General features: G+C 62.0%; 21 protein-coding genes. 7 read left to right on the plus strand and 14 right to left on the minus strand.

Translation table 11 applies throughout. The annotated features are described in order from the left end of the window. Positions 1-159: 159 nt before the first annotated feature. The 5 genes from BT204_RS13425 to BT204_RS13445 all read right to left on the minus strand — a co-directional run bounded on the left by BT204_RS13425 (position 160) and on the right by BT204_RS13445 (position 8,176). Entirely contained in the window at positions 160-1,482 is a 1,323-nt protein-coding gene (locus BT204_RS13425; RefSeq protein WP_034126341.1) for an OprD family porin, read from the minus strand. A gap of 381 nt (positions 1,483-1,863) precedes the next feature. Then, positions 1,864-3,228 carry a heavy metal sensor histidine kinase gene (locus BT204_RS13430; protein ID WP_054898816.1) on the minus strand — a complete coding sequence of 455 codons (1,365 nt, stop codon included), beginning with the start codon at positions 3,226-3,228 and terminating at the stop codon, positions 1,864-1,866. Continuing rightward, complete coding sequence (locus BT204_RS13435) at positions 3,218-3,910, minus strand: heavy metal response regulator transcription factor (protein ID WP_057976884.1); 693 nt, start codon at positions 3,908-3,910, stop codon at positions 3,218-3,220. Before BT204_RS13435 ends, BT204_RS13430 begins: the two co-directional genes overlap by 11 nt. Positions 3,911-3,917: 7 nt before the next feature. Then, positions 3,918-7,013, minus strand: coding sequence for a multidrug efflux RND transporter permease subunit (locus BT204_RS13440; protein ID WP_072447112.1), 3,096 nt, complete (start codon positions 7,011-7,013; stop codon positions 3,918-3,920). Continuing rightward, positions 7,010-8,176 carry an efflux RND transporter periplasmic adaptor subunit gene (locus BT204_RS13445; protein ID WP_060763539.1) on the minus strand — a complete coding sequence of 389 codons (1,167 nt, stop codon included), beginning with the start codon at positions 8,174-8,176 and terminating at the stop codon, positions 7,010-7,012. Before BT204_RS13445 ends, BT204_RS13440 begins: the two co-directional genes overlap by 4 nt. Before the next feature lie 214 nt (positions 8,177-8,390). Between BT204_RS13445 and BT204_RS13450 the strand changes: the two genes are divergently transcribed. Both BT204_RS13450 and BT204_RS13455 read left to right on the plus strand, forming a co-directional pair. After that, the gene (locus BT204_RS13450; RefSeq protein ID WP_034126350.1) at positions 8,391-8,624 is read left to right on the plus strand and encodes a hypothetical protein; all 234 of its coding nucleotides are present in this window, start codon (positions 8,391-8,393) and stop codon (positions 8,622-8,624) included. A 162-nt stretch (positions 8,625-8,786) separates the two neighbouring features. Next, complete coding sequence (locus BT204_RS13455; protein WP_034126351.1) at positions 8,787-9,569, plus strand: transporter substrate-binding domain-containing protein; 783 nt, start codon at positions 8,787-8,789, stop codon at positions 9,567-9,569. A gap of 263 nt (positions 9,570-9,832) precedes the next feature. Here the strand turns inward: BT204_RS13455 and BT204_RS13460 are convergent, their stop codons facing one another. The 5 genes from BT204_RS13460 to BT204_RS13480 all read right to left on the minus strand — a co-directional run bounded on the left by BT204_RS13460 (position 9,833) and on the right by BT204_RS13480 (position 14,328). Next, a complete protein-coding gene (locus tag BT204_RS13460) occupies positions 9,833-10,576 on the minus strand; it encodes a YkgJ family cysteine cluster protein (protein ID WP_054898819.1) in 744 nt (247 codons plus the stop codon). Between the two features lie 108 nt (positions 10,577-10,684). Continuing rightward, positions 10,685-11,167, minus strand: coding sequence for a GNAT family N-acetyltransferase (locus BT204_RS13465; protein ID WP_034126353.1), 483 nt, complete (start codon positions 11,165-11,167; stop codon positions 10,685-10,687). A gap of 3 nt (positions 11,168-11,170) precedes the next feature. Continuing rightward, on the minus strand, positions 11,171-12,073 hold the full coding sequence (locus BT204_RS13470; protein ID WP_014716988.1) for a chemotaxis protein CheV: 903 nt from the start codon (positions 12,071-12,073) through the stop codon (positions 11,171-11,173). 176 nt (positions 12,074-12,249) lie between these two features. Beyond that, positions 12,250-13,224 (minus strand): 2-hydroxyacid dehydrogenase, encoded by a 975-nt coding sequence (locus BT204_RS13475; RefSeq protein ID WP_072447114.1) that lies wholly within the window; start codon positions 13,222-13,224, stop codon positions 12,250-12,252. A gap of 144 nt (positions 13,225-13,368) precedes the next feature. Further along, positions 13,369-14,328, minus strand: coding sequence for a LysR family transcriptional regulator (locus tag BT204_RS13480; RefSeq protein WP_034126355.1), 960 nt, complete (start codon positions 14,326-14,328; stop codon positions 13,369-13,371). Positions 14,329-14,509: 181 nt separating this feature from the next. On the opposite strand from BT204_RS13480, the gene BT204_RS13485 reads away from it, so the two are divergent. Genes BT204_RS13485 through BT204_RS13500 form a run of 4 tightly spaced genes read left to right on the plus strand, consistent with a single transcriptional unit; the run spans position 14,510 to position 19,270 of the window. Beyond that, the gene (locus tag BT204_RS13485; RefSeq protein WP_072447116.1) at positions 14,510-16,021 is read left to right on the plus strand and encodes an efflux transporter outer membrane subunit; all 1,512 of its coding nucleotides are present in this window, start codon (positions 14,510-14,512) and stop codon (positions 16,019-16,021) included. Between the two features lie 10 nt (positions 16,022-16,031). Continuing rightward, the gene (locus BT204_RS13490; protein ID WP_072447117.1) at positions 16,032-18,209 is read left to right on the plus strand and encodes an FUSC family protein; all 2,178 of its coding nucleotides are present in this window, start codon (positions 16,032-16,034) and stop codon (positions 18,207-18,209) included. After that, the gene (locus BT204_RS13495) at positions 18,199-18,399 is read left to right on the plus strand and encodes a DUF1656 domain-containing protein (RefSeq protein WP_005784982.1); all 201 of its coding nucleotides are present in this window, start codon (positions 18,199-18,201) and stop codon (positions 18,397-18,399) included. Before BT204_RS13490 ends, BT204_RS13495 begins: the two co-directional genes overlap by 11 nt. Positions 18,400-18,409: 10 nt before the next feature. Then, positions 18,410-19,270, plus strand: a complete 861-nt coding sequence (locus BT204_RS13500; protein WP_072447119.1) for an efflux RND transporter periplasmic adaptor subunit — start codon at positions 18,410-18,412, stop codon at positions 19,268-19,270. A gap of 183 nt (positions 19,271-19,453) precedes the next feature. On the opposite strand, the gene BT204_RS13505 is transcribed toward BT204_RS13500, so the two are convergent. Together BT204_RS13505 and BT204_RS13510 are read right to left on the minus strand one after the other, a co-directional pair. After that, a complete protein-coding gene (locus BT204_RS13505) occupies positions 19,454-19,855 on the minus strand; it encodes a DUF4440 domain-containing protein (protein WP_072447121.1) in 402 nt (133 codons plus the stop codon). Continuing rightward, positions 19,848-21,035, minus strand: a complete 1,188-nt coding sequence (locus BT204_RS13510) for an MFS transporter (RefSeq protein ID WP_072447123.1) — start codon at positions 21,033-21,035, stop codon at positions 19,848-19,850. Before BT204_RS13510 ends, BT204_RS13505 begins: the two co-directional genes overlap by 8 nt. Before the next feature lie 111 nt (positions 21,036-21,146). Here BT204_RS13510 and BT204_RS13515 point away from each other — a divergent pair, with 111 nt between their 5' ends. Next, a complete protein-coding gene (locus tag BT204_RS13515) occupies positions 21,147-22,004 on the plus strand; it encodes a LysR family transcriptional regulator (RefSeq protein WP_054919259.1) in 858 nt (285 codons plus the stop codon). On the opposite strand, the gene BT204_RS13520 is transcribed toward BT204_RS13515, so the two are convergent. Both BT204_RS13520 and BT204_RS13525 read right to left on the minus strand, forming a co-directional pair. Then, entirely contained in the window at positions 22,001-22,813 is an 813-nt protein-coding gene (locus BT204_RS13520) for an SDR family oxidoreductase (RefSeq protein ID WP_072447125.1), read from the minus strand. The two genes, BT204_RS13515 and BT204_RS13520, sit on opposite strands and share 4 nt — an antisense overlap. Before the next feature lie 14 nt (positions 22,814-22,827). Next, a complete protein-coding gene (locus tag BT204_RS13525; protein ID WP_034126362.1) occupies positions 22,828-23,292 on the minus strand; it encodes a hypothetical protein in 465 nt (154 codons plus the stop codon). Positions 23,293-23,318: the final 26 nt, after the last annotated feature.

Raw genomic sequence — 23,318 nt, forward strand, 5'->3', positions numbered from 1 at the left:
GGCACACTTCTGCGTTGAGAATGCCCTTAGCGTAGTAGCAACTCTTAAATATGGCTGTAGGAGCGAGCTTGCTCGCGAAAACTCACAGACGCCGCGTTTATTCAGGAAGCACGCGTTATCGTTAACGTTTTTCGCGAGCAAGCTCGCTCCCACCTGTACTCAGAACACGTTGATCGGGTAATCCACGATCACACGGTATTCATCCACATCGCGGTCCACTGCAGAGTAGCCATTGCTGCCGCGATTGGTCGCCCATTGCAGGCGCACGGCCAAGTCCTTGGCCTTGCCGCCCTGCACCACATATTTCAGGTCGATATCGCGCTCCCAGTGCTTGGCGTCCTTGCCATCGGCGCTGTACCAGTTGCTGTAGCCACGACTGTTGGGGTCGACCTTGGTCAGGTCGGTCTTGCCGCTGATGTAGGACACGGCGGACGTCAGGCCGGGCACGCCGAGGCCGGCGAAGTCGTAGGCGTACTTGAGCTTCCAGGAGCGCTCGTTGGGCCCGTTGAAATCCGAGTACTGCTGGGAGTTGTCCAGGTACACGCTGTCGCCCTGGGTGATGTAGTCGAACGGCGTGTTGCCATTGACCCGCTGATAAGTCGCCGTGACGCTGTGGTTGCCCACGCCCACGGTGAAATGCAGGCTGTAGGTGTTGTTGTCGATATCCCCCAGCAGCGATTGGCCGGTGTCCTGGGTATGGTAGTAGTGCAGGCCGGGCGTCAGGCTGACCAGGTTGTTCAGGGCATAGGTGTATTCCACGTCGTAGTAATACTGGTGCCAGACGTCCTTGAGTTCGGAGGCGTACAGGTTGCTGGTCAGCCCCTCGATCCCGCTGAACGACACGCCAGCCCAGTCCAGATGCTGGCTGTCGGTGTTGGCGGGCAGTGTGCCGTAGCTGGTGCCGATGCGCCGATGGCCGCTCTGGTTGTAGAGCTTGGTAAAACTGGCCTGGCCACCTTCGATCATCCAGCCGTCAAAGCTGTGGTTGGTCAGGCTCACGCCACGGAAAGTCTGCGGCAACATGCGCGTCATGCCGCCGGCGATCACTGGGTTGTTGAGGAACAGGTCGCCGGCTTTCAGTTCGGTGTCGAAGGCGCGCAGCTTCAAGGTGCCGCCAGCCGTCGAGAACGAACCCGGCGCTTTGCCGTTGCCGCTGCCGTACGGAAGGATGCTGGAACCATCCGTACCACCACCGCCGTCGAGCTTGAGGCCGAGCATGGCATTGACGTCAAGGCCGAAGCCGACGGTGCCCTGGGTGTAGCCGGATTCGAAGGTGCCGATAAAGCCCTGGCCCCATTCCTTGCTGTCATCGGTATGAATATCGCGTCGGTCGCGGTTCATGTAGTAGTTGCGGGTGTTGATCGTGAGGTGTGAACCCTCGACGAAACCTTCGACGGGCGGGGCGTCTGCCGCGTGGGCAAGGGGGATGATCGTTGCTGCGATTGCGAGGAATAACGGGGTGAACGTCAGCGAGTTCTTCACCGGTGGAGCTCCTTTGGTCAATCATGAACGGCCAGTGTCGTGGGGGTGTGCCCGGCCTTTTTTCACGGCAAAAAAAAGCCGCTGAAGTCAGCGGCTTTAAGACAGATTCCCAGTGTAGAGCCCTGGAAATAAGTCGAGGGAAATTCGGGTGAGTGGTCAGCTGCCTTTGCCGTCGCGCTCATCGATGCGTCAAAGTAACGCAGGCGAGCGGTGCGATACAGAGTGTAACAAGATAATAACTATTGCCCAAACCGCAACAGTGAGGGCCATGGGATCTTCTGTGGGAGCTGGCTTGCCTGCGATGCAGACACCTCGGTATGCCAGGCCTACCGTGGTGATGCTATCGCAGGCAAGCCAGCTCCCACATTTTGACCGAGTTGTTTAGATCGGCAGGGTGATACCAAACGTATTGCCACCGCCTTCACTACGCACAAACACATCCCCCCCATGCATCAACGCAATCGCCTTGACGATGGCCAGCCCCAGCCCATGATTGGCCCCGCTGTTGCTGCGCGATGCATCCACCCGATAGAAGCGTTCGAACAGGCGTGGCAAGTGTTCGCTGGCAATGACCTCGCCGGGGTTGGTCACGCCAATCGTCACCTGGTGTGCCTGCACTTCAATGTGCACGTCGATGACGTGCCCCGGCGCCGTGTGTTGCACGGCATTGCTCAGCAGGTTGATCAGTGCGCGACGCAGGTGGGCCTTTTCGATCTGCACTACGGCATCGCCGTGCACGCGCACTTCGACCTGGGCGTCTTCGAGGATGAAGTCCAGGTAGTCGAGGGTGGTGGCCACTTCATCGGCCAGGGCACTTTCGATCAGCTTGGTGGCCTTGCTGCCCTGGTCGGCGCTGGCGAGGAACAGCATGTCATTGATGATCGAGCGCAGCCGTTCCAGCTCTTCCAGGTTCGATTGCAGCACCTCGAAATATTGCTCCGCCGACCGACCGCGAGTGAGGGCCACCTGGGTCTGGCCGATCAGGTTGGTGAGCGGCGAACGCAGTTCATGGGCGACGTCGGCGTTGAACGATTCCAGGCGCGAATACGCCTGCTCGACACGGTCGAGGGTGGCGTTGAACGAATTGACGAACTGGCTCAATTCCGGCGGCAGCGGCGACAGGTGCAGGCGCCCGGAGAGTTTCGGCGGTGCAAGCTTTTGCGCCTCATCCGAGAGTTTGCCCAGGGGCTTGAGGCCGATACGCGCGACCCAGAACCCCAACAGTGCCGCCAGTACCACACCGACCAGCGCCAGGCTGACCAATGCCACCAGCAAGTGATGCTGGGTGGCGCGGAAGTTCTCCGTGTCGATGGCAATCATGAAGCGCAGCGCCGGGCGCTGGTCCTTGGCTGCAAACTGGCTGACCAGCACCTTGAAGGGATAATCGTGACCCGGCAGGCGCAGGTCGCGCTTACCCGTGGCGCCCTCGGCAAAGGCACGAATCTGCGCATCCGGCTCACCGTATTCGTAGCTCGGGTCGCTGCTGACCACCCAGAAACGGATGCGCTTGTCTTCTTCCCCCAACAGCTTGAGCTTGGACCTGATCTTGGCCCAGTGCTCCGGCGTGCCGAAGCGATTGATCGACGACTCCAGCACGCTGTAGCGCGCATCCAGCTCGGCACCTGGCAACAACCCCAGGCCACGGTCGACCTGCTGGTACAGCGCGCCGCCGATCAACAGAAAGATCAGCAGCGCCACCAGGGTGAACATGCCACTCAGGCGCAGGGCGATGGAATTAGCGACCACTGTGGTTTTCCTGCATGCGATTCTCCAGCACATAGCCCATGCCACGAATGGTGTGCAGCAGCTTGTGTTCGAACGGTCCGTCGAGCTTGGCGCGCAGACGTTTGATCGCCACTTCCACCACGTTGGCATCGCTGTCGAAATTGATGTCCCAGACCATCTCGGCAATTGCAGTCTTGGACAGGATCTCGCCCTGGCGCCGCGCCAATACGCTGAGTAGCGAGAACTCCTTGGCGGTCAGGTCCAGGCGTACACCGTTGCGGCTGGCCTTGCGGCTGATCAGGTCGATCCACAGGTCGGCGACGGTGACCTGCACCGGTTCATGGCCGCCGCTGCGGCGGGTCAGGGCTTGCAGGCGGGCCACCAGTTCCAGGAACGAAAACGGCTTGCCCAGGTAATCATCGGCGCCTTCGCGCAGGCCGCGGATACGGTCTTCCACGCGCTCGCGGGCGGTGAGCATGATCACCGGCGTCTGCTTGCGGGCGCGCAACGCTCGCAATACGCCAAAGCCGTCCAGGCCGGGCAACATCACATCGAGCACGATCACCGCGTACTCATTCTCCAGCGCCAGGTGCAGACCCTCGACGCCTTCACGTGCCACGTCGACGGTATAGCCTTGCTCCGTCAGGCCGCGGTGCAGGTAGTCTGCGGTTTTTTCTTCATCTTCAATAATCAGGACGCGCATGACCGCCTCAGTGTGTGGTCGCCAGCGCCAGCGCTGGTTTGGGCCTGTGGAAAAGCCGTTCGAGGTACAAGTATATGACCGGAGTGGTGAACAGCGTCAGCGCCTGGCTCACCAGCAAGCCACCGACCACCGCGATGCCCAGCGGCTGGCGCAGTTCCGCCCCAGGGCCTGCGCCGAGCATCAACGGCACCGCGCCGAGCAACGCAGCAAGGGTGGTCATGATGATCGGCCGGAACCGCGTGACGCAGGCTTCATAAATCGCATCTTCGGGTGGCAGCCCGCGTACCCGCTGCGCCTCCAGGGCGAAGTCGATCATCAAGATACCGTTTTTTTTCACGATGCCGATCAGCAGCACCAGGCCGATCAAGGCCATGATCGAAAAGTCCTGTCCCAGCAGCCACAGCATGATCAGCGCACCGAGGCCCGCCGAGGGCAGGGTGGAAATGATCGTCAGCGGGTGCACAAAACTCTCATACAGCACACCCAGGATAATGTAGACCGCTACCAGCGCCGCGAGGATCAGCCAGGGTTGGCTGGCCAGCGAGCTCTGGAACGCCTGGGCCGCACCCTGGAAGTTGCCGATGATTGTGCTCGGCATCCCGATTTCGTTCTTGGCCTGGTCGAGCATGATCACTGCGTCGCCCAGGGCCACGCCGGGCGCGAGGTTGAATGACAGGTTGGCGGCGGGGAACATGCCGTCATGGCTGATGGACAACGGCCCGACTGTGGGCGGGTCGACTTTGGCCAAGGCCGACAGCGGCACCATTTCATTGGTCAGTGGCGAGCGCAGGTAAAAATAGTCGAGGCTTTCGGCCTTGCCGCGCTGTTGGCTGTCCAGTTCGAGTATCACTTGGTACTGGTTGATCTCGGTCTGGAACTCGTTGATCTGGCGCTGGCCGAAGGCATCGTACAAAGCCTGGTCGACATCGGTGGCGGTCAGCCCGAAGCGCGCGGCGGCCTGGCGGTCGATGCTGATATGGGTGATGCTGCCGCCCAGTTGCAGGTCGTTGGACAGGTCGCGAAACGCCGGGTTGGCGCGCAGTTTTTCGGTGAGACGCTGGGTCCAGGTGTTCAGCGTCGGGCCGTCGTTGCTCTTGAGCACGTATTGGTACTGGGCGCGGCTGGGGCCGGAGCTCAGGTTGATGTCCTGACCGGCGCGCAGGTACAGCACGATGCCCGGCACCTTCGCCAGTTGCGGGCGGATGCGGTCGATGAACTGGCTGGCGGACACATTGCGCTCACTGCGGTCTTTCAAGGCGATCCAGAAGCGGCCGTTGGCGATGGTCTGGTTGCTGCCGGTAACGCCCACCGAATGGGAAAACGCCTGCACCGCCGGGTCGGCCTTGACGATCTCGGCCAGGGCCTTGTGCTTGGCGACCATGTCCTTGTACGACACATCGGCCGCCGCTTCGCTGGTGCCGAGCACGAAACCGGTGTCCTGCACCGGGAAGAATCCCTTGGGAATGAACACATAGCCGACCACCGCCAGGGCCAGGGTTACCACGAAGATCGCGGCCATGCTGCGTTGGTGCGCCAGGGCACGGCGCAGGTTGCGCGCATAGCCGGCCAGCAGGCGTTCGCTGAAGCTGGGTTTGGCGTGGGCAGGGTGGGTAGGGGCACGCATGAACAAGGCGGCCAGCGTCGGTGCCAATGTCAGCGAAACCACCACTGAAATCAGAATGGTCGCGGTGGCCGTCAACGCAAACTCCTTGAACAACCGACCGACCACCCCGCCCATGAACAGCAGCGGAATAAACGCCGCCACCAGCGAGAAGCTGATGGATACCACGGTAAAGCCAATTTCACCCGAGCCCTTGATCGCTGCTTCGCGCTTGCCCAGGCCTGCCTCCAGGTGCCGATGGATGTTCTCCACCACCACAATCGCATCGTCCACCACAAAGCCCACGGCGATCACGATGGCCACCAGGGTCAGGTTGTTCAGGCTGAACCCCATCACATACATCAGGGCGAAACTGGCCACCAGCGAGACACCCAGCACCGCAGACACAATCAGCGTCGCCGACAGTTGACGCAGGAACAACGCCATCACCGCCACCACCAGCAGGATGGCGATCAGCAGGGTCATTTCCACTTCGTGCAGTGAGGCGCGGATAGTCTTGGTGCGATCGGTCAACACGCTGACCTGCACCGAGGCCGGCAACATGCCTTGCAGGCGCGGCAGCTCGGCTTGAATGCGGTCGACGGTGTCGACGATGTTGGCGCCGGGCTGGCGCGAAATCACCAGGTTCACCCCAGGCGTATCGCCGGACCAGGCTTGTACGTAGGCGTTTTCCGAGCCGTTGACGACGTTGGCGATATCACGCAGTTGAACCGGCGCACCGTTCTTGTAGGAAACGATCAGTTGGCCGTATTCCTCAGGGTGAAACAGCTGGTCGTTGGTCGACAGGGTGGACACGCTGTTGTCGCCATAGATCGCGCCCTTGGCCAAGTTGAGGCTCGACTGCTGGATGACCAGGCGTATATCGGCGAGCGTCAGGCCAATGGCCGCGAGCTTGTCAGGGGAGGCCTGCACGCGAATCGCCAAGCGTTGCTGGCCGGTGATGTTGATCTGGCCGACGCCGTCGATCTGGCTGATCTGGCGCGCCAGCAGGGTTTCCACGTAGTCGCTCAGCTCGGTGCTGGGCATGCTGCTGGAGCTGACGCTGAGGATCAACACCGGGCTGTCTGCCGGGTTGACCTTCCTCCAGGTAGGCAAGCTCGGCATGTCGCTGGGCAGCTTGCCGGACGCGGTGTTGATCGCGGCCTGGACTTCCTGGGCGGCGGTGTCGATGCTTTTTTCCAGGGTGAACTGCAGGGTCAAGAGGCTGGAGCCCAAGGCGCTACTGGAGGTCATCTGGGTCATGCCGGGGATGGCACTGAACTGCACCTCAAGAGGCGTGGCCACCGATGAGGCCATAGTGTCCGGGCTGGCGCCAGGAAGTTGCGCGGTAACCTGGATGGTCGGGAATTCCGCTTCCGGCAGTGGCGCGACGGCCAGGTTCGGGAAGGCAATAATCCCCAGCAACACCAACGCGAAGGTCAACAGCAGGGTGGCGACCGGGTGATCAACGCACCAGGCTGAGGGCGACCGGTTTGCGCTCATGGCTGCACCTGGGCGTCGGCGGTGTGGATCACTTGCGGCGGCTCCTTGAGCACCTCCACCTGCGCACCGGCCTTGAGTCGAGATTGCCCATCGCTGACCAGCACATCGCCGGCCCGCACGCCTTTGATGATATTGATGTCGCTGTTCTGGTAGGCGACTTGCACCGGTACCACCTCGACTTTGTCAGCGTTTACGCGGTACACGAAATGTGAGTCCAGCCCACGCTGCACCACGGTCGGCGGTACCACCAGGGCGTTCTTGTCGAGGGCCGTCTGGATTTTGATGGTCACCAGTTGTCCCGGCCATAGCTTATGCGCCGGGTTGCTGAACTCGGCCTTGGCCCGCAGGGTGCCGGTGGTGGAACTGATCTGGTTGTCGATCAGGCTCAGGTGGCCTTCGCCGAGCAGGTCGCCGGTCTGGCCATCGGTGTCGGCGCCCAGGTAGGCGTCGACGGTGGCCCGGGTGGGGGCGGCGATCAGGCCCTGCAAGGTTGGCAGCATCTGCTGTGGCAGCGAGAACTCAACGGCAATCGGGTCGAGTTGGGTGACGGTAAACAGCCCCTGGGTGTCGCTCATGCGCAGGAAGTTGCCTTCGTCCACGTTGCGGATGCCCACGCGGCCACTGACCGGGGAGCGAATCTGGGTATAGGAAAGTTGTACTTGAGCCGCATCAATGGCCGCCTGATTGCCCTGCACCGTGGCCTTGAGCTGGTTGACCAGTGCCTGTTGCTGGTCATAGGTCTGTTTCGACACACCGTCGTCGATGCTTAGCGCCTTGTAACGCTTGAGATTGACCAATGCCACTTGCAACTGTGCCTGGCTTTCGCCCAATTGCGCCTTGGCCTGGTCGAGGCTGGCGCGGATCGAGCGGTCGTCGATGGTAGCCAACAGATCGCCAGCTTTCACCGATTGGCCTTCCTTGACCAGCAACTGGGTGAGGATGCCGTCGATCTGCGGGCGAATCACCACGCTGTGCAACGACAGCACTGAGCCTATGCCGCTGACAAACCTGGGAACGTCCTGTTGCGCGACGCTCACTACCCGTACCGGGATCGCCGTGGCCGCTGCCAGGCGGGGCTTGGCAGGCCGTGTTACTGCCCAGGCGGCCACCGCCAATACCAAGAGGATGCCCACCATCAGGGCCGTGTTTCGTTTTGTTTGCATGGGAGGCGCCGGGGCGCAGTTGCACGTTTTAAGCTGCAAGCTGCCAGTTGAAGGTTGGGTAGCTGCTTTATAGCCCGGTAATGCGGTCAGCACGGTGACGCCAAACTGACAGCCGCGACAGCTAGCGCTTTTTACTTGTGGCTTGAAGCTTACCGCTTGCCGCTTTGCCCCCGTATACTGGCGCTTTTACGCCTATCGCTGCGCCGGAGCCCCTATGACTTCCCCAACCCAACCCCCTGTCGACGCGGCTGACCTCGTCGATTCGGCCACCGCCGACGGCGTTGAAAAAGCCGAGATCCCGGCGTTCAAGTTCCCCTTCAAACCGGGTGAGCTGGCTGGCGCCAAGAATGCCAGTCAGCCCTGGTACAAAGGCGGCGCCAAGAACGGCCATACCAAGACGCCAGGCATGGCGCCTCCGGGCACTCGCCGCTCCATGGGTAAACGCTAAGATTAAAGCGTTGCGTGCGTTATAGGCAGTTGCCTACATCGCCCGTGGACATTTCTGCTTGTAGGTCCGCGACCGATTCTTGAAAGCTTGCACAGCGTTTGCTTCGTCCCGATGACGCTCATCGGGGCGTGGTGAGTCAGCTTTCCGGAAAAGGACATTCCCGTGGCCCTGATACACCTTTGTGCGGTGCTTGCCCTCTTGCTCTCGACAAGTGTCGTTGCCGCCGACGTTCAACCGCGGCGTGAAATCCGTTTCGCCGTCGCTGCACATTTTCCGCCTTTTCAAAGCCGCAATTCCCAAGGGCAATTGGTGGGGCTGAACATCGAACTGGGCAATGCCCTGTGCGAGCAGCTCAATGTGCGCTGTACCTGGGTTGACCAGATCGTCATGGAAAATTTCCCCGCCCTTGAGGCCAGGCAGTTCGACGCGATCATGGGCATGGCGCCCACCTGCAGTCGACGGCGACGGGTGAGTTTCACCCGTGATCTCTACCCGATCACCACTCGGCTGGTGGCGCGTAAAACCTCGGGCCTGCGCCCTAATCGACGGTCGCTCAGGGGCAAGCGTGTCGGGGTGCTGGTGCGCAGTAATCGGGAAGCCTTTGCCCTGTCGCAGTGGGCGCCGGCAGGGGTAATCATCAGGAGTTTCTGGCTCAACGACCAACTGGTGCAGAGCCTGGTTTCGGGCGATATTGATGCGACCCTTCAAGGCGCCGTGGAGATCCGAGAGGCCCTGCTAGACACGCCCCAGGGCTTGGACTTCAATTTCATGGGGCCGCCTGTGTCATCTGGCCTGCTGGGTAATAGCGTGGCGATTGCGGTGCGAAAAACCGATACCGCGTTGCGTAATGAGCTTAATCACGCGTTTGAGCAACTGATGCACAATGGCGAATACCAACGCATCCTCCAGCCCTATCGCCTCGATGTGTTGCCTGCCCATCCATGAGCGCTATTGTGTGAGTGCAACTCTGTTCCCGAGAGGCGCCTATCTACCTGACACTCCGAGCTCCAAATGTGGGAGCTGGCTTGCCTGCGATGACGGCCTGACAGCCTGCGACTATCTAGCTGACACCCCACAGTTGGATCGAGGGGCGTCAGGGAAATTGTCGTCGAATGGTAGGCCGTCGCGGGAGCAAGCTCCCTCGCCACAGGGTCCAGCGTCGCGCTGAAGTTGAGTAGATACCTACGCCAAAATAAGGCCGTAGTAGCCTAAGCCGCCCTCAACGAGATAAACGCATAATTGGCCGGCACCTCGGTGGCAATGCGCGCCCCGGCATCCAGCACCTGTTCAGCGATGTCCATCCCCGACACATGAAACACCCATTCATTGGCCATTGCCGGCTGTTCAACCGCCTGTTCAATGGCCTGGGCAAACGCCTGCATGTCCGGCAAGTACGCGGTAAACCCGTCGCCCTTGAGTGCGGTCGTGCGAATGCCAAGCAACGCGCACACCGCTTCCTTGGTCTGCACGTCATCACGGTCGGCCTGGCGTGAACGGCGAATCAGTTCGGCCAGTTGCGCATCCATCAACTCACCACCGACGATCAGCGCAGGGCCTTGCTCCCAGGATTCCGGCGGGCAGTCCTTGGCGCTTGGGTTCAGTGGGATATGCGGGTTGATCTCCATCGGGTAGATGCGGCACACCAGCGGGCGCCGTTCGTAGATGCGGCAGCGGTTGTCTTCGTCAAGATTCCGGCAGCGTCCGGCGTTGTAGGCGGCAAAGGTAATTGCCACAAACGCCTCGGTATTGCCGCTGGGCACGATCACTGAACGGCGCTCGGCATGTTCCCGTTGTTGCAGGGGCAGGCCCAGGCCGTTACCCAGAAAGCCTTCCACCAGAACGATGACGTTACCGCCGTCCGCCGCCCAGCTGCGGGCTTCTTCGAGGGTCAGGGGCACATGATGGTCGCTGCAGCATTTACCGCAACCGACGCAGGAAAAGTGTGTGTTCATGGCGGATCTGTCACCAGGCAAGGTCAGAGGGCACGCTTGAGGGGTGACGGGTTTTTACCTCTATCTACCGCTCAAGGGCTCTGGAAGCAAGTTATGCGCCAGTGAGGATCAGCCCTTGGATACGATGTCGCGCAGCACAAATCGCATGCCCGCACTTTCATACAGTTGCCGGGCGCGCAGGTTGCTCTCCAGCACCTTGAGGTCCACATAGGGTTCACCGCGCTGCTTGAATACCTGGAAGCTGTGCAGCAGCAAGGCGCGGCCCAGCCCTTGGCCTTGGGCGCAGGGGTGTACGGCCAGGTTCTTGATAAAGGCGCTGGTCCAGCATTGGGCCACTGCGAGGACACCGTCGTGGTTACTGGCCACCAGACACAGCGTCGGGTCGTACTCGGCATCGGTGACGAACTGCTGGCGCCACTCCTCCAGGTGGCCGACACGGCCGCCGCCCTGGTCCTGGGTCATGCGCAGCACGGCATGGATCGCCGGGGCCAGTTCATCGCGATAATGATCCAGCCGGGTATCCGCTGGCCACTGCGGGGCGGGCAGGCTGCCGGTGAGGTCGCGACGCAGCAGCTGGTAATACTCGCCCAAGGCTTACAGGCCCTTTTGCGCCACGGTTTGTGCGGCGACGACCAGGCATTTGGTCAATTCTGGGGATGAGAATTTGGTGAGTACTGAGTCGGCACCGGCCAGGCGTGCTTTTTCGCTGTTCATCGCGCTGTCCAGGGAGGTGTGCAACAGCACGTAGAGGTCCTTGAAATCCGGGGTTTCGCGCAGGGTGCGGGTGAGGGCGTAGCCGTCCATCTCAGACATCTCGATGTCCGACACCACCACGTTGATCTGTTCAACCGTGCCTTGCAGCTCCAGCAACACGTCGATGGCTTCCTTGGCGCTGCGGGCGGTGTGGCAGGTCAGGCCGAGGTTGCGCAGGGTGTGGACCGATTGCTGCAAAGCCACCTGGCTGTCGTCCACCACCAGGATGCGGGCGTTGCCCAGCACTTCGGCTTCTTCCATGGTCAGGTCGGTCGGCGCCGCTTCAATCGGTGCCGGGGCGATGCCATGGATGACTTTCTCGATATCCAGCACCTGCACCAGCCCACCTTCCACCTGGGTCACCCCGGTGATAAACGCCCGATTGCCGCCGGAGCCGTAGGGAGGCGGGCGGATATCGGTGGTCAGGCAATGCACGATCTTGCTCACCGCCTGCACGTGCAGGCCCTGTTTGGAACGGCTGACATCGGTGACGATCAGGCAGCCGCCATCCGGGTCTTGCAAGGGCATTTCACCCAGGGCGCGGCTCAAGTCGATCACCGACAACGAAGCGCCGCGCAAGGTGGCGATGCCTTTGACGTGCGGGTGGGACTCCGGCAGCTTGGTCAACGGCGGGCAGGGGATGATCTCGCTGACTTTCAACAGGTTGATGGCCATCAGCTTGCCGCTGCGCAAGGTAAAGAGCAGAAGCGAGAGTGAGTCTGCGCGGGCTTTGGTGGTGGACATAAAAACCTTCTGTGGATCAGGGATGACGATCTATACACCGTTATCGACCTTGTCCTCGAAAACTGTAGGAGCGAGCTTGCTCGCGAAGAACTTCAAAGCGCCGCGTTAAAACAGATTTTGCGCGTTATCGTTGACGTTTTTCGCGAGCAAGCTCGCTCCTACAGTGGGGTGGGGTGTCAGCCCTTCCAGGCCTGTGGGTTCACCAGATCCTGCGGGCGTTGGCCCAGCAGGGCGCTGCGCAGGTTGTCCACGGCGCGGTTGGCCATGGCTTCGCGGGTTTCACCGGTGGCCGAACCAATATGCGGCAGGGTCACCGCATTGCTCAGCTGGAACAACGGCGATTCAGCCAGCGGTTCCTTTTCGTACACATCCAGCCCGGCACCACGAATGCGCTGGGTTTGCAGGGCTTCGACCAGCGCAGGCTCATCCACCACTGGCCCACGGGAGATATTGATCAGGATCGCGCTGGACTTCATCAACCCCAGCTCCCGGGTGCTGATCAGGTGATGGGTCTTGTCGCTCAACGGCACCACCAGGCAGACGAAATCCGCCTCGGCCAGCAACTGCTCCAGGCTGCGAAACTGCGCGCCCAGTTCCTGCTCCAGCGCGGTCTTGCGGCTATTGCCGCTGTAAAGGATTGGCATATTGAAGCCCAGGCGCCCACGCCGGGCCACGGCCGCGCCGATATTGCCCATGCCGACAATGCCCAGGGTCTTGCCGTGCACATCGCAACCAAACAAAGGCGCGCCCACGCTGGCTTTCCATTGGCCGGCCTTGGTCCAGGCATCCAATTCGGCCACGCGGCGGGCGCTGCTCATCAGCAACGCAAAGGCCAGGTCGGCAGTGCTCTCGGTGAGCACATCGGGGGTGTTGGTGAGCAGGATCCCGCGCTCATTGAAGTACGGCACGTCGTAGTTGTCGTAGCCCACCGACACACTGGACACCACTTCCAGCTTGCTCGCTCTTTCAAGCTGCTCGCGGCCCAGCTTGCGACCCACACCGATCAAACCATGGACGTGGGGCAGGGCTTCGTTGAACTGTGCATTGATGTCACCCAGCTTGGGGTTGGGCGCGATCACCTCGAAATCCTGTTGCAGGCGTTCGATCATCGGCGGGGTGATACGGCTGAAGGCCAGGACAGTCTTTTTCATGGCAGAACTCCACTCAACATGTGGGAGCTGGCTTGCCTGCGATGACGGTGTGTCAGCCACTATTGTATTGGCTGATTCACCGTCATCGCAGGCAAGCCAGCTCCCACAATAAATTTTTAGGGGGTGGGAAGCAGCATTTCAAAATCAGTTCGCCATCCGCACACCACCGCTCAACTCATACGCCACCAACTCCGCCTGGTGCGCCGCCAGAATTTCCGGCAACGAACCGCGCAGGTATTCCACCCAGGTCTTGATCTTCGCATCCAGGTATTGGCGCGAAGGATAGATGGCGTACAGGTTCAATTCCTGGGACCGGTAGGTCGGCATCACCCGCACCAGTGTGCCGTTGCGCAGCCCTTCGATGGCGGCGTACACCGGCAGCAGGCCGACGCCCATGCCGCTGGTGATCGCGGTTTTCATCGCATCGGCCGAGTTAACCAGGAAAGGCGAGCTGTTGATCGCCACGCTTTCCTGGCCTTCAGGGCCGTTGAAGGTCCATTTGTCCAGCTGGACCACCGGGCTGACCAGGCGCAGGCACGCATGGTTGAGCAAGTCCTGGGGCCGCTGTGCGCAGCCCTTGGCCTTGACGTAGTCCGGCGAGGCGCAGGCGATGCTGTAGGTGATGCCCAGGCGCTGGGAAACGAAACCTGAGTCCGGCAGTTCGCTGGCCAGCACGATGGACACGTCGTAGCCCTCGTCGAGCAAATCCGGCACGCGGTTGGCCAGGGTCAGGTCGAAGGTCACGTCGGGATGGGTGCGGCGATAGCGGGCAATGGCGTCAATAACGAAATGCTGGCCGATGCCGGTCATGGTGTGCACTTTCAACTGCCCGGCCGGGCGCGCATGGGCGTCACTGGCTTCGGCCTCGGCCTCCTCGACATAGGCGAGGATCTGCTCGCAGCGCAGCAAATAGCGTTTGCCGGCTTCGGTCAGCGCGATGCGCCGGGTGGTGCGGTTGAGCAAGCGGGTTTGCAGGTGGGCCTCAAGGTTGGAGACCGCGCGCGAGACGTTGGCCGTGGTGGTGTCCAGTTGCACGGCGGCGGCGGTGAAGCTGCCGGCTTCGGCCACGCAACTGAAGGCGCGCATGTTTTGCAAAGTGTCCATGGAGTGTTCTCAAGGGAGATAGCAAATTGTGACAGAAAGTTACGCTTTCAGTGATCCCTACCAACGGATTATCGCCTGAACGGTAACAAAGATTCACAGGAATGCCAGCTTATCGTCCTCCCTGGCGCCGCCTAGAATTGCGCCACCTCTCCCGCAACACCCTCTCAGGAATTCGCTTGCCGTGCCGCGTCGCATCAGCAGAGAGCTGAAGACTCTCAGTGTTTGGGCTTTAACGTCAGTCATCAGCGGTTGCATCGGAACCGGAGGAATCGCCCCGCAAGGCCAGGCGATCAACGCCAATAGCCTGGCCACCGACGCCGCGATCCAGAGCGCCGACCGCGACGCCCACTGGCCCACCGCCCAATGGTGGCAGGCCTACGGCGACCCGCAGCTCAACCGTTGGGTCGAACTCGCCACCCGCAACAGCCCCAGCCTGGCCGTGGCCGCCGCCCGCGTACGCCAAGCTCGGGCGCTGGCCGGCGTGGCCGAGTCGGCCGAGTCGCTGCAGATCAACAGCGACACCACCCTCAAGCGTCACAACTGGCCGAAGGATCAGTTCTACGGCCCCGGCCAATTGAGCGGCGCCAACACCTGGGACAACAATTCGTCCCTGGGCCTGAGCTACGCCCTCGACCTGTGGGGCCGGGAAAGCAACACGACCGAACGTGCGGTCGACCTGGCGCACATGAGCGCCGCCGAAGCGCGCCTGGCCCAGCTCGAACTGCAAAACAACGTGGTGCGCGCCTATATCCAGCTGTCGTTGCAGTACGCCAACCGTGACATCGCGGCCGCCACCCTGGCCCAGCAACAGCAGATCCTGGACCTGGCCAACAAACGCCTGGCCGCTGGGATCGGTACTCACTTTGACGTCAGCCAGGCCGAAACCCCGCTGCCGGAAACCCATCGCCAACTGGATGCCCTGGACGAGGAAATCGCCCTGAGCCGTAACCAACTGGCGGCGTTGGCCGGCAAAGGCCCGGGGGAGGGCGCGCAGTTGCAGCGCCCGACCCTGGCCCTCGCCGCGCCGTTGAAATTGCCCTCCAGCCTGCCGGCGCAATTGCTCGGCCAACGCCCGGACGTGGTCGCCAGTCGCTGGCAGGTAGCGGCCCAGGCACGGGGTATCGATGTGGCTCATGCAGGCTTCTATCCCAACGTCGACCTGGTCGGCAGCCTTGGCTACATGGCCACTGGGGGCGGCATGCTGGAATTCCTGGCCGGCAAGAAATTCAACTACAACGTCGGCCCGGCGATCACCTTGCCGATCTTCGACGGCGGCCGCCTGCGTGCGCAATTGGGTGAAGCCAGTGCCGGCTACGACATCGCGGTGGCCCAGTACAACCAGACCCTGGTCAATGCGCTCAAGGGCATCAGTGACCAGTTGATCCGCCGCGAGTCCATGGACAAACAGTCGGCCTTCGCCGCGCAGTCGGTGGCCTCGGCGCAGAAAACCTACGACATCGCCATGGTCGCCTATCAACGTGGCCTCACTGACTACCTCAACGTGCTCAACGCCCAAACCTTGTTGTTTCGCCAGCAGCAGATCGAACAACAGGTGCAGGCGGCACGCCTCAGCGCCCATGCCGAGCTGGTGACCGCCTTGGGCGGCGGCCTCGGTGCTGGCGATGATGTGCCCACGGCTGCCAAGACACTCCCAAGCAAGACTCCGGCGGCGCTCGCCGTGTTTGATCACTGAGTAGGCCTTGATGACTCCCTTGCCTGCACCGCTGCGCTGGCTGCATTCCCTTGAGTGGCGCCGTGGTTTCTTCGACTGGGCGCGCAGTGATGGCGTGACCTGGGTGTATATCTTCAAAGTGCTGGTCGCTGCGTTCCTGACGCTGTGGCTGGCCATGCGCCTGGAACTGCCGCAACCGCGCACAGCGATGATCACCGTATTTATCGTGATGCAGCCCCAGAGCGGCCAGGTGTTCGCCAAGAGTTTCTACCGTTTCCTAGGGACCTTGGCAGGCTCGGCGGTGATGGTGCTGTTGATCGCCTTGTTTGCGCAGAACACCGAACTGTTCCTGGGGGCGCTGGCGATCTGGGTCGGCATTTGCACCGCCGGTGCCACGCGCAACCGCAACTTTCGCGCCTATGGGTTCGTGCTCGCCGGCTACACCGCGGCGATGGTCGGCCTGCCGGCCCTGGCCCACCCGGACGGCGCCTTCATGGCGGCGGTGTGGCGGGTGCTGGAAATCTCCCTGGGGATACTGTGCTCGACACTGGTCAGCGCCGCCATCCTGCCGCAGACCTCCAGCGCCGCCATGCGCAACGCGCTGTACCAGCGCTTCGGCGTGTTCGCATTGTTCGTGACCGACGGCCTGCGCGGGCGCAGCCAGCGCGAAGGCTTCGAGGCCAGCAACGTGCGCTTTATTGCCGAAGCCGTGGGCCTGGAAGGCTTGCGTAGCGTCACCGTGTTTGAGGACCCGCACATGCGTCGGCGCAACGGGCGGCTCAGTCGCCTCAACAGCGAATTCATGAGCATCACCACACGCTTCAACGCCTTGCACCAATTGCTCGAACGCTTGCGCGCCGATGAGGCAGACCATGTGGTGGCAGCGATCAAACCCGGCCTGCAAGACCTGGCCGAAGTGCTCGACAGCTTCTCTGGCCGCGCCCTCACCAGCCCCGATGCCGCGCGCCTGGTCAACCAACTGAGCGCCTACAAGGACGGCCTGCCCGCCAAGGTGCGCAGCCTGCGGGCGAGCTTCCAGGAGGGCAACCCGACGGACGCCGAGCAGTTGGATTTCCACACTGCCTACGAGCTGCTGTACCGTTTCGTCGACGACCTGCACAACTACGCGCAAACCCACGCGTCCCTGGCCGAGCATCGCCATGCGCGGGAGGATTGGCACGAAGCCTACACGCCAAAGACCAACTGGTTGGCCTGTGCCGCTGCCGGGGTGCGCGCCTCGTTTATCCTGGTTGTGCTGGGCAGTTACTGGGTGGCCACTGCCTGGCCCAGCGGCGCCACCATGACCCTGATCGCGGCGGCCACGGTGGGCCTGTCTGCTGCCACGCCCAACCCCAAGCGCATGGCGTTCCAGATGGCCTGCGGCACCTTGATCGGCGCTTTGGTCGGCTTTGTCGAAATGTTCTTCGTGTTCCCCTGGATCGACGGTTTCCCGCTGCTGTGCGTGATGCTCGCGCCGGTGATCATCTTCGGGGCCTTTCTGTCTTCACGCCCGCAATACGCCGGTGTGGGCGTGGGCCTGCTGATCTTCTTCAGCACCGGTTCGGTGCCGGATAACCTAACGGTCTACAACCCTTACACCTTTATCAACGACTACATCGCCATGGTCATCGGCATGCTGGTGTGCGCGGCGGCGGGTGCGATCATCCTGCCGCCCAACAGCCGCTGGTTGTGGCGCCGCCTGGAGCAAGACCTGCGTGAGCAAGTGGTGTATGCCATCAGCGGCAAGCTCAAGGGCCTGGCGTCGAGCTTTGAAAGCCGCACCCGCGACCTGCTGCACCAGGCGTATGGCCTCGCGGCCGGCGAGCCGCAGGTGCAGCGCGATTTGCTGCGCTGGATGTTCGTGGTGCTGGAGGTCGGCCACGCGATCATCGAGCTGCGCAAGGAGCAGGCGATTTTGCCGGTGCACCCGGCGTATGCCGAATCGCAGCCGTGGCGCCAGGCGATCCGCGTGATGGGGCGCTCGCTGGTGCGGCTGTTCCTGCAACCCAGCGCCAGCAACCTGGAGCGCGGGTTGATTGCCGTCGACCATGCGATCAGCCGTGTGCAGGCCACCGACGAACCCTTCGCCCCGCACTTCGACACCTCGGCCCTGCGCCGTGTGAAGAGCTACCTGCACTTTATTCGCACCTCGTTGCTCGACCCGCAATCGCCTCTGGCCGCCCTCAAAGGAGCCCCGAATGCCTCGTGAAATTGCATTCCACGGCATCTATATGCCGACCATGACCCTGATGTTCTTGATCGCAGCCGGGCTGGCCTGGGCGATTGATCGCTTCCTGGCCGGGTTCGACCTGTACCGTTTCTTCTGGCACCCGGCGCTGCTGCGCCTGAGCCTGTTCGCTTGCCTGTTCGGCGCCCTGGCGCTGAGCGTCTACCGTTGAGAATGCCCCGATGAAAAAGTTTTTCAGCCTGCTCGCCACCTTGCTGGTTCTGGCGTTGGCGATCTGGATTGGCCGCACGTTGTGGGTGCACTACATGCAAACGCCGTGGACCCGCGATGGTCGGGTGCGCGCCGACATTATCAATGTGGCGGCTGACGTCACCGGCGAAGTGGTGGACGTACCGGTACGCGATAACCAGTTGGTGAAAAAAGGCGACCTGCTGATGCAGATCGACCCCGAGCACTACCGCATTGCCGTCAAGCAAGCGCAATCGCTGGTGGCCTCCCGCAAGGCCACCTGGGAAATGCGCAAGGTCAACGCGCACCGCCGCGCCGACCTCGACGCCCTGGTGATCTCCAGGGAAAACCGCGACGACGCCAGCAACATCGCCGACTCGGCTCTGGCCGATTACCAGCACGCCCTGGCACAACTGGAGGCCGCCGAACTCAACTTGAAACGCACGCGAGTGCTGGCGGCGGTGGACGGTTATGTCACCAACCTCAACGTGCACCGTGGCGACTATGCGCGTATCGGCGAAGCGAAGATGGCTGTGGTGGATATGAATTCGTTCTGGGTGTATGGCTTCTTCGAAGAAACCAAACTGCCCCACGTGAAGGTGGGCGACAAAGCCGATATGCAATTGATGAGCGGCGAGACCTTGAAGGGCCATGTGGAAAGCATCTCGCGCGGCATCTACGACCGCGACAACCCCGAGAGCCGTGAACTGATCGCCGATGTGAACCCGACCTTCAACTGGGTGCGCTTGGCCCAGCGTGTGCCGGTGCGGATTCACATTGATGAAATGCCGGAGGGCGTGTTGTTGGCGGCCGGGATTACCTGCACGGTGATCGTCAACCCAACACAAAACTAAAAAATGTGGGAGGGGCAAGCCCTAATGCCAGTCAGTCAAGGCTTTTGTAGGAGCGAGCTTGCTCGCGAAAAACTCATAGGCGCCGCGTTCATTCAGGAAGCACGCGTTATCGTTGAGGTTTTTCGCGAGCAAGCTCGCTCCTACAGTGGGCGATGTAAGCCCCCTCATACATCTAGACCCGCGTCAGGCTTTGATAAAGGTCTCATGCAAGTGCCGCCACAGCAGCGCGCCACTGGCCTGTTTCTCGAACACCACTGTGGCGCGGCGGTCGGTCTGGGTGCCACTGTCGTCAATCTGATGCTCGCGATACGTGACCGTCGCGCCGCGTGCATGCTGGTCGATGCCGGTCATTTCACTCAGGGTGATTTTCAGTCCCGGACGCATCCCGCCCAGGCGCGTGAACAAGGCATTGACCCCGGCCGTGTTGACCCGCGTACCGGTGGCGGGCGCCACCATGCTGAACTCGGGTGAGAAGCGCGCCAGCAGATTTTCCAGCGTGCCCTCAGGCGCAACGCCGGCAAACCATTGTTCGATCTCGACGTGGGTCTGGATCACTTCTTCAAAAAAATCGCTGTAGTCAATCATGTTTGGGCTCGCTGCAAGGGTGAAGCAGCGCGCGTACCCTGGAAGAATCCAGGCGCAACACTGCGAAAAGCGGCAACAGGGTCAGAGCTGCCGCCATCGTGAAGGTAATCGCGAAGGAATCCAAGGCCGACAGTACGGCACTGAGCACGGCGGCACCCACGCAGAAACTCACTTGCCGGTTCATGTTCCACAACGCGCTGGCGTGGCCCATGCGCTCGGCGGGAATATCCAGAAAGGCCAGGGTTTGTGCGGTGCTGCTGCACAAGCTGCCGCCCAGGCCCATCAAGACGTAGGCCGCAATAATCAGCGTCGGCTCGTTGAGCAGCAGGATACCGCCGCATTGCAGCGCCATGCCGGCCAGTAACAAGGGTTTGGGGCCGCAGCGATTGAAGAGTCGCTTGCTCAGGTAGATCGCCACGGCCGAGGCCAGTGCCCACGGCAGCATGAGCGCGCCGGTCTGGGTGGCGTCATACTCCAGGCCACGCACGTACAGGATGGCGATCAGGCTGGTGCCGATAAATACTCCCGGAATACACAGGTAAACCAGCATTGCCACGCGCAGCATCGGGCTGGCGGCTTGTTTGAACACACTGCCCAGGTCCAGGGGCGGGCGCTCGGTTAAAGGCACATCGGGTTTTATCCACAGCAGTGCCAGCAGCAGGGGCACTAGCGCCAGAGGCAGGTTGGCGTAGAAAATCCAACGCCAGGACAGGCTGTCCACAATCACCCCACCCAACGCCGGGGACAGCGCTGGCACCAGCAACGCCACCGACATCACCCGCGCTGTCAAATGGCTGCGCTCGGCCGCGGGAAAGTGTCGGTAAGCCATGGCTTGCCCCACCGGAATCAGTAAGCCGCCGCCGAGCCCCTGCAAGGCGCGCCAAGCTATCAACGCTTCGATGGAGCCAGCCTGGCCGACCATCACCGATGCGCCGGCAAACAGCAGCAGGCTGGTAGCGATCAGGGTGCGCTCGCCCATGAGCGCCGCCAACCACACACTCAAGGGAATGATCACTGTCAGCCCGAGCATGTAGGCATTGCTGATCCACGCTAACTGGGTGACCGAGGCGTGCAGTTCGCGGGCGATATCCGGGTAGGCGACGGTGGCGACAAACATGTTCACCAGGTCCAGGGCAAAGCCCAACAAAAAGATCCAGGCGACTTTCGAGCGGTAGGTCATGAACGCGTTCCTGCGAGTGGAGCCGGCAGGGTAGGCCGCACGCAGGGTTTGGGATACGTCGGTTTGCCTGCTAGTTTGTCAAAAATTTTTTGACAAAGGAGGGCGTCCACCATGGTCAGCCTGGACCGTTTTGACACTTTCAAGGCCGTGGTCGAGGCCGGCTCGCTCACCGCTGCCGCGGACCTGCTGGGCCAGACTCGCGCCGTGGTCAGCTTCAACCTCAAGCGCCTGGAGGCGGAACTCGGCGTCACCCTGCTGACCCGCAACACCCGCCAACTGGCACTGACCGACGCGGGTGAGCGCTTCTACCTGCGCTGCACGCGCATGCTTGAAGAGGCCCGCCTGGCGGTAGAAGAAGCCCGCAGTGAACATGCCCAGCTCAAAGGCACCCTGCGTATCACCACCACTGTCGAATATGCCCTGGCCGTAGTTGCTCCGGCGGTAGAAGCCTTTCGACGCCTGCACCCGGACCTGAATATCCACTTATCCACATCCTCCACCCACGCCGATCTGATCTCCGAGCGTTTTGACGTGGCGATTCGGCTGGGGCGCTTGCTGGACTCCAATCACCGCGCCGTGCAGTTGTCCACATTCGACGTGTTCGCCGTCGCGGCGCCGCAGTTTGCCGCAGTTCAAACCCTGGCTGAGTTGGAGCAGTTGCCCAGGCTGGGCCACGGCCGCTTGAGCGAACTGAGCGTCACCGACCCGGCAGGTCTCGAACACCCTTATCGAGCCGGCCCGTCAGCCTTGGTGGCCGACAGCGCGGCGGTCCTCCAGGCATTTGCGGTGCGCGGCCACGGTGTGGCGGTTTTACCGCAATGGTTGGTGCAGGGGGATGTCGACGCGGGACGCTTGGTGCGCCTGTTGGCGGACCACCGCTTTGCCCCGCAAGGGGTTTACGCGATGTATCCAGACACGCGGCATTTGCCGCTGAAGGTGCGGGCGTTCATTGATTTCATGAAACCTTAGAGCCTGCCGCCCAAGCCAAAGCGCTTCTTCAGCACCTTCTCCAACAACCCCTTGGGCAACAGCGCCGCCATCAACGGCAACGCGCGGCTGCCGTTGCCCGAACGCAACAGGCGCGGCGGTTGCGCTTGCTGCACCGCCTTGAGCACGTCTGCAGCAAACTCACTGGCCGGGGTTGGCTTGTCCTGGGACGCTTGGCTGCGTGCACGAATGCCCTCGCGCAATGGCCACCATGGCGACTGTTCCTGGATCAGTAACTCGGCCTGGGCGCCGGCATTCTTCGCAAAGCTTGTATTGATCGCACCAGGCTGCACTTCCATCACCCGCACGCCAAACGGTGCCAGCTCCATGCGCAGGGCGTCGCTCAACGCATGCACGGCGGCTTTGGATGCGCAGTAGGCGCCGGCGAACGGCGTCACCAATACGCCGGAAACACTGCCGATATTCACCACCAGGCCCTTGCTGCGACGCAAGGCAGGGAACAGCGCCTGGGTCACGCCGACGATGGAAAACACATTGGTTTCGAATTGGCGTTGCATCGCCTCGGTACCGCCGTCGAGCAACGGGCCCATGGCGCCGTAGCCGGCGTTGTTGACCAGTACATCCAGCTCGCTCAATTGCCCGGCCAGGAGTTGTAAAGCGGCGCTGTCATTGACGTCCAACTGCACAGCATTGAAGCCTGCGACCGCGAGGGCGGCGACGTCATCGGGTTGGCGGGCGCTGGCCCATACCTCGAAGCCTGCGCCTTTGAACGCGTCGGCGAGGGCGCGGCCGATGCCGCTGGAGCAACCGGTGATCAGTACGTTGGGCATGGGTCCATCCTTTGTCAGTCCGAGAAACTGCCTTGCAGGTGCTCGGCGCGAAATTCCAGGGTTTGTGGGCGATAGCCGGGGCGCAGCGGCGGGGTGGGCAGGCAGTCATCCCAGGTGGCGCCCGCCTGCAACTCGCCGGGGCCGCGATAGCGTGGGGCGGCGTAGACGTTGTCGGCCAGGTTGACCGTATCGCCCGGTGCGTAGGCGGCCACGCGCCAGCGCAGTTCGGTGAGCGGTACATCGTTGCCGTTGTTGAGGGTCAGTTTGAGCGGTCGGTCGGCTGGGCAGTCTTGCGGCGCGTAGGTGATGCGCAACTCAAGACGCGCCAGTTGTGACGCTTCGCGATTGTCCAGCCATACCACCCAAACCGCGACAAACCCCAGGCCGACGGCAGCGGCCAACGATACCGGCAGCGCCTTGGCCGGGTAGCGCAGCAGCAGGATCAGCCAGGTGATGATCAGGAGAACGCCGAAGAACATGGAGACCACCTCGAATAGGGAACGAG

The sequence above is a fragment of the Pseudomonas sp. NFPP02 genome (assembly GCF_900119355.1).
GTDB classification, from domain to species: domain Bacteria; phylum Pseudomonadota; class Gammaproteobacteria; order Pseudomonadales; family Pseudomonadaceae; genus Aquipseudomonas; species Aquipseudomonas paracarnis.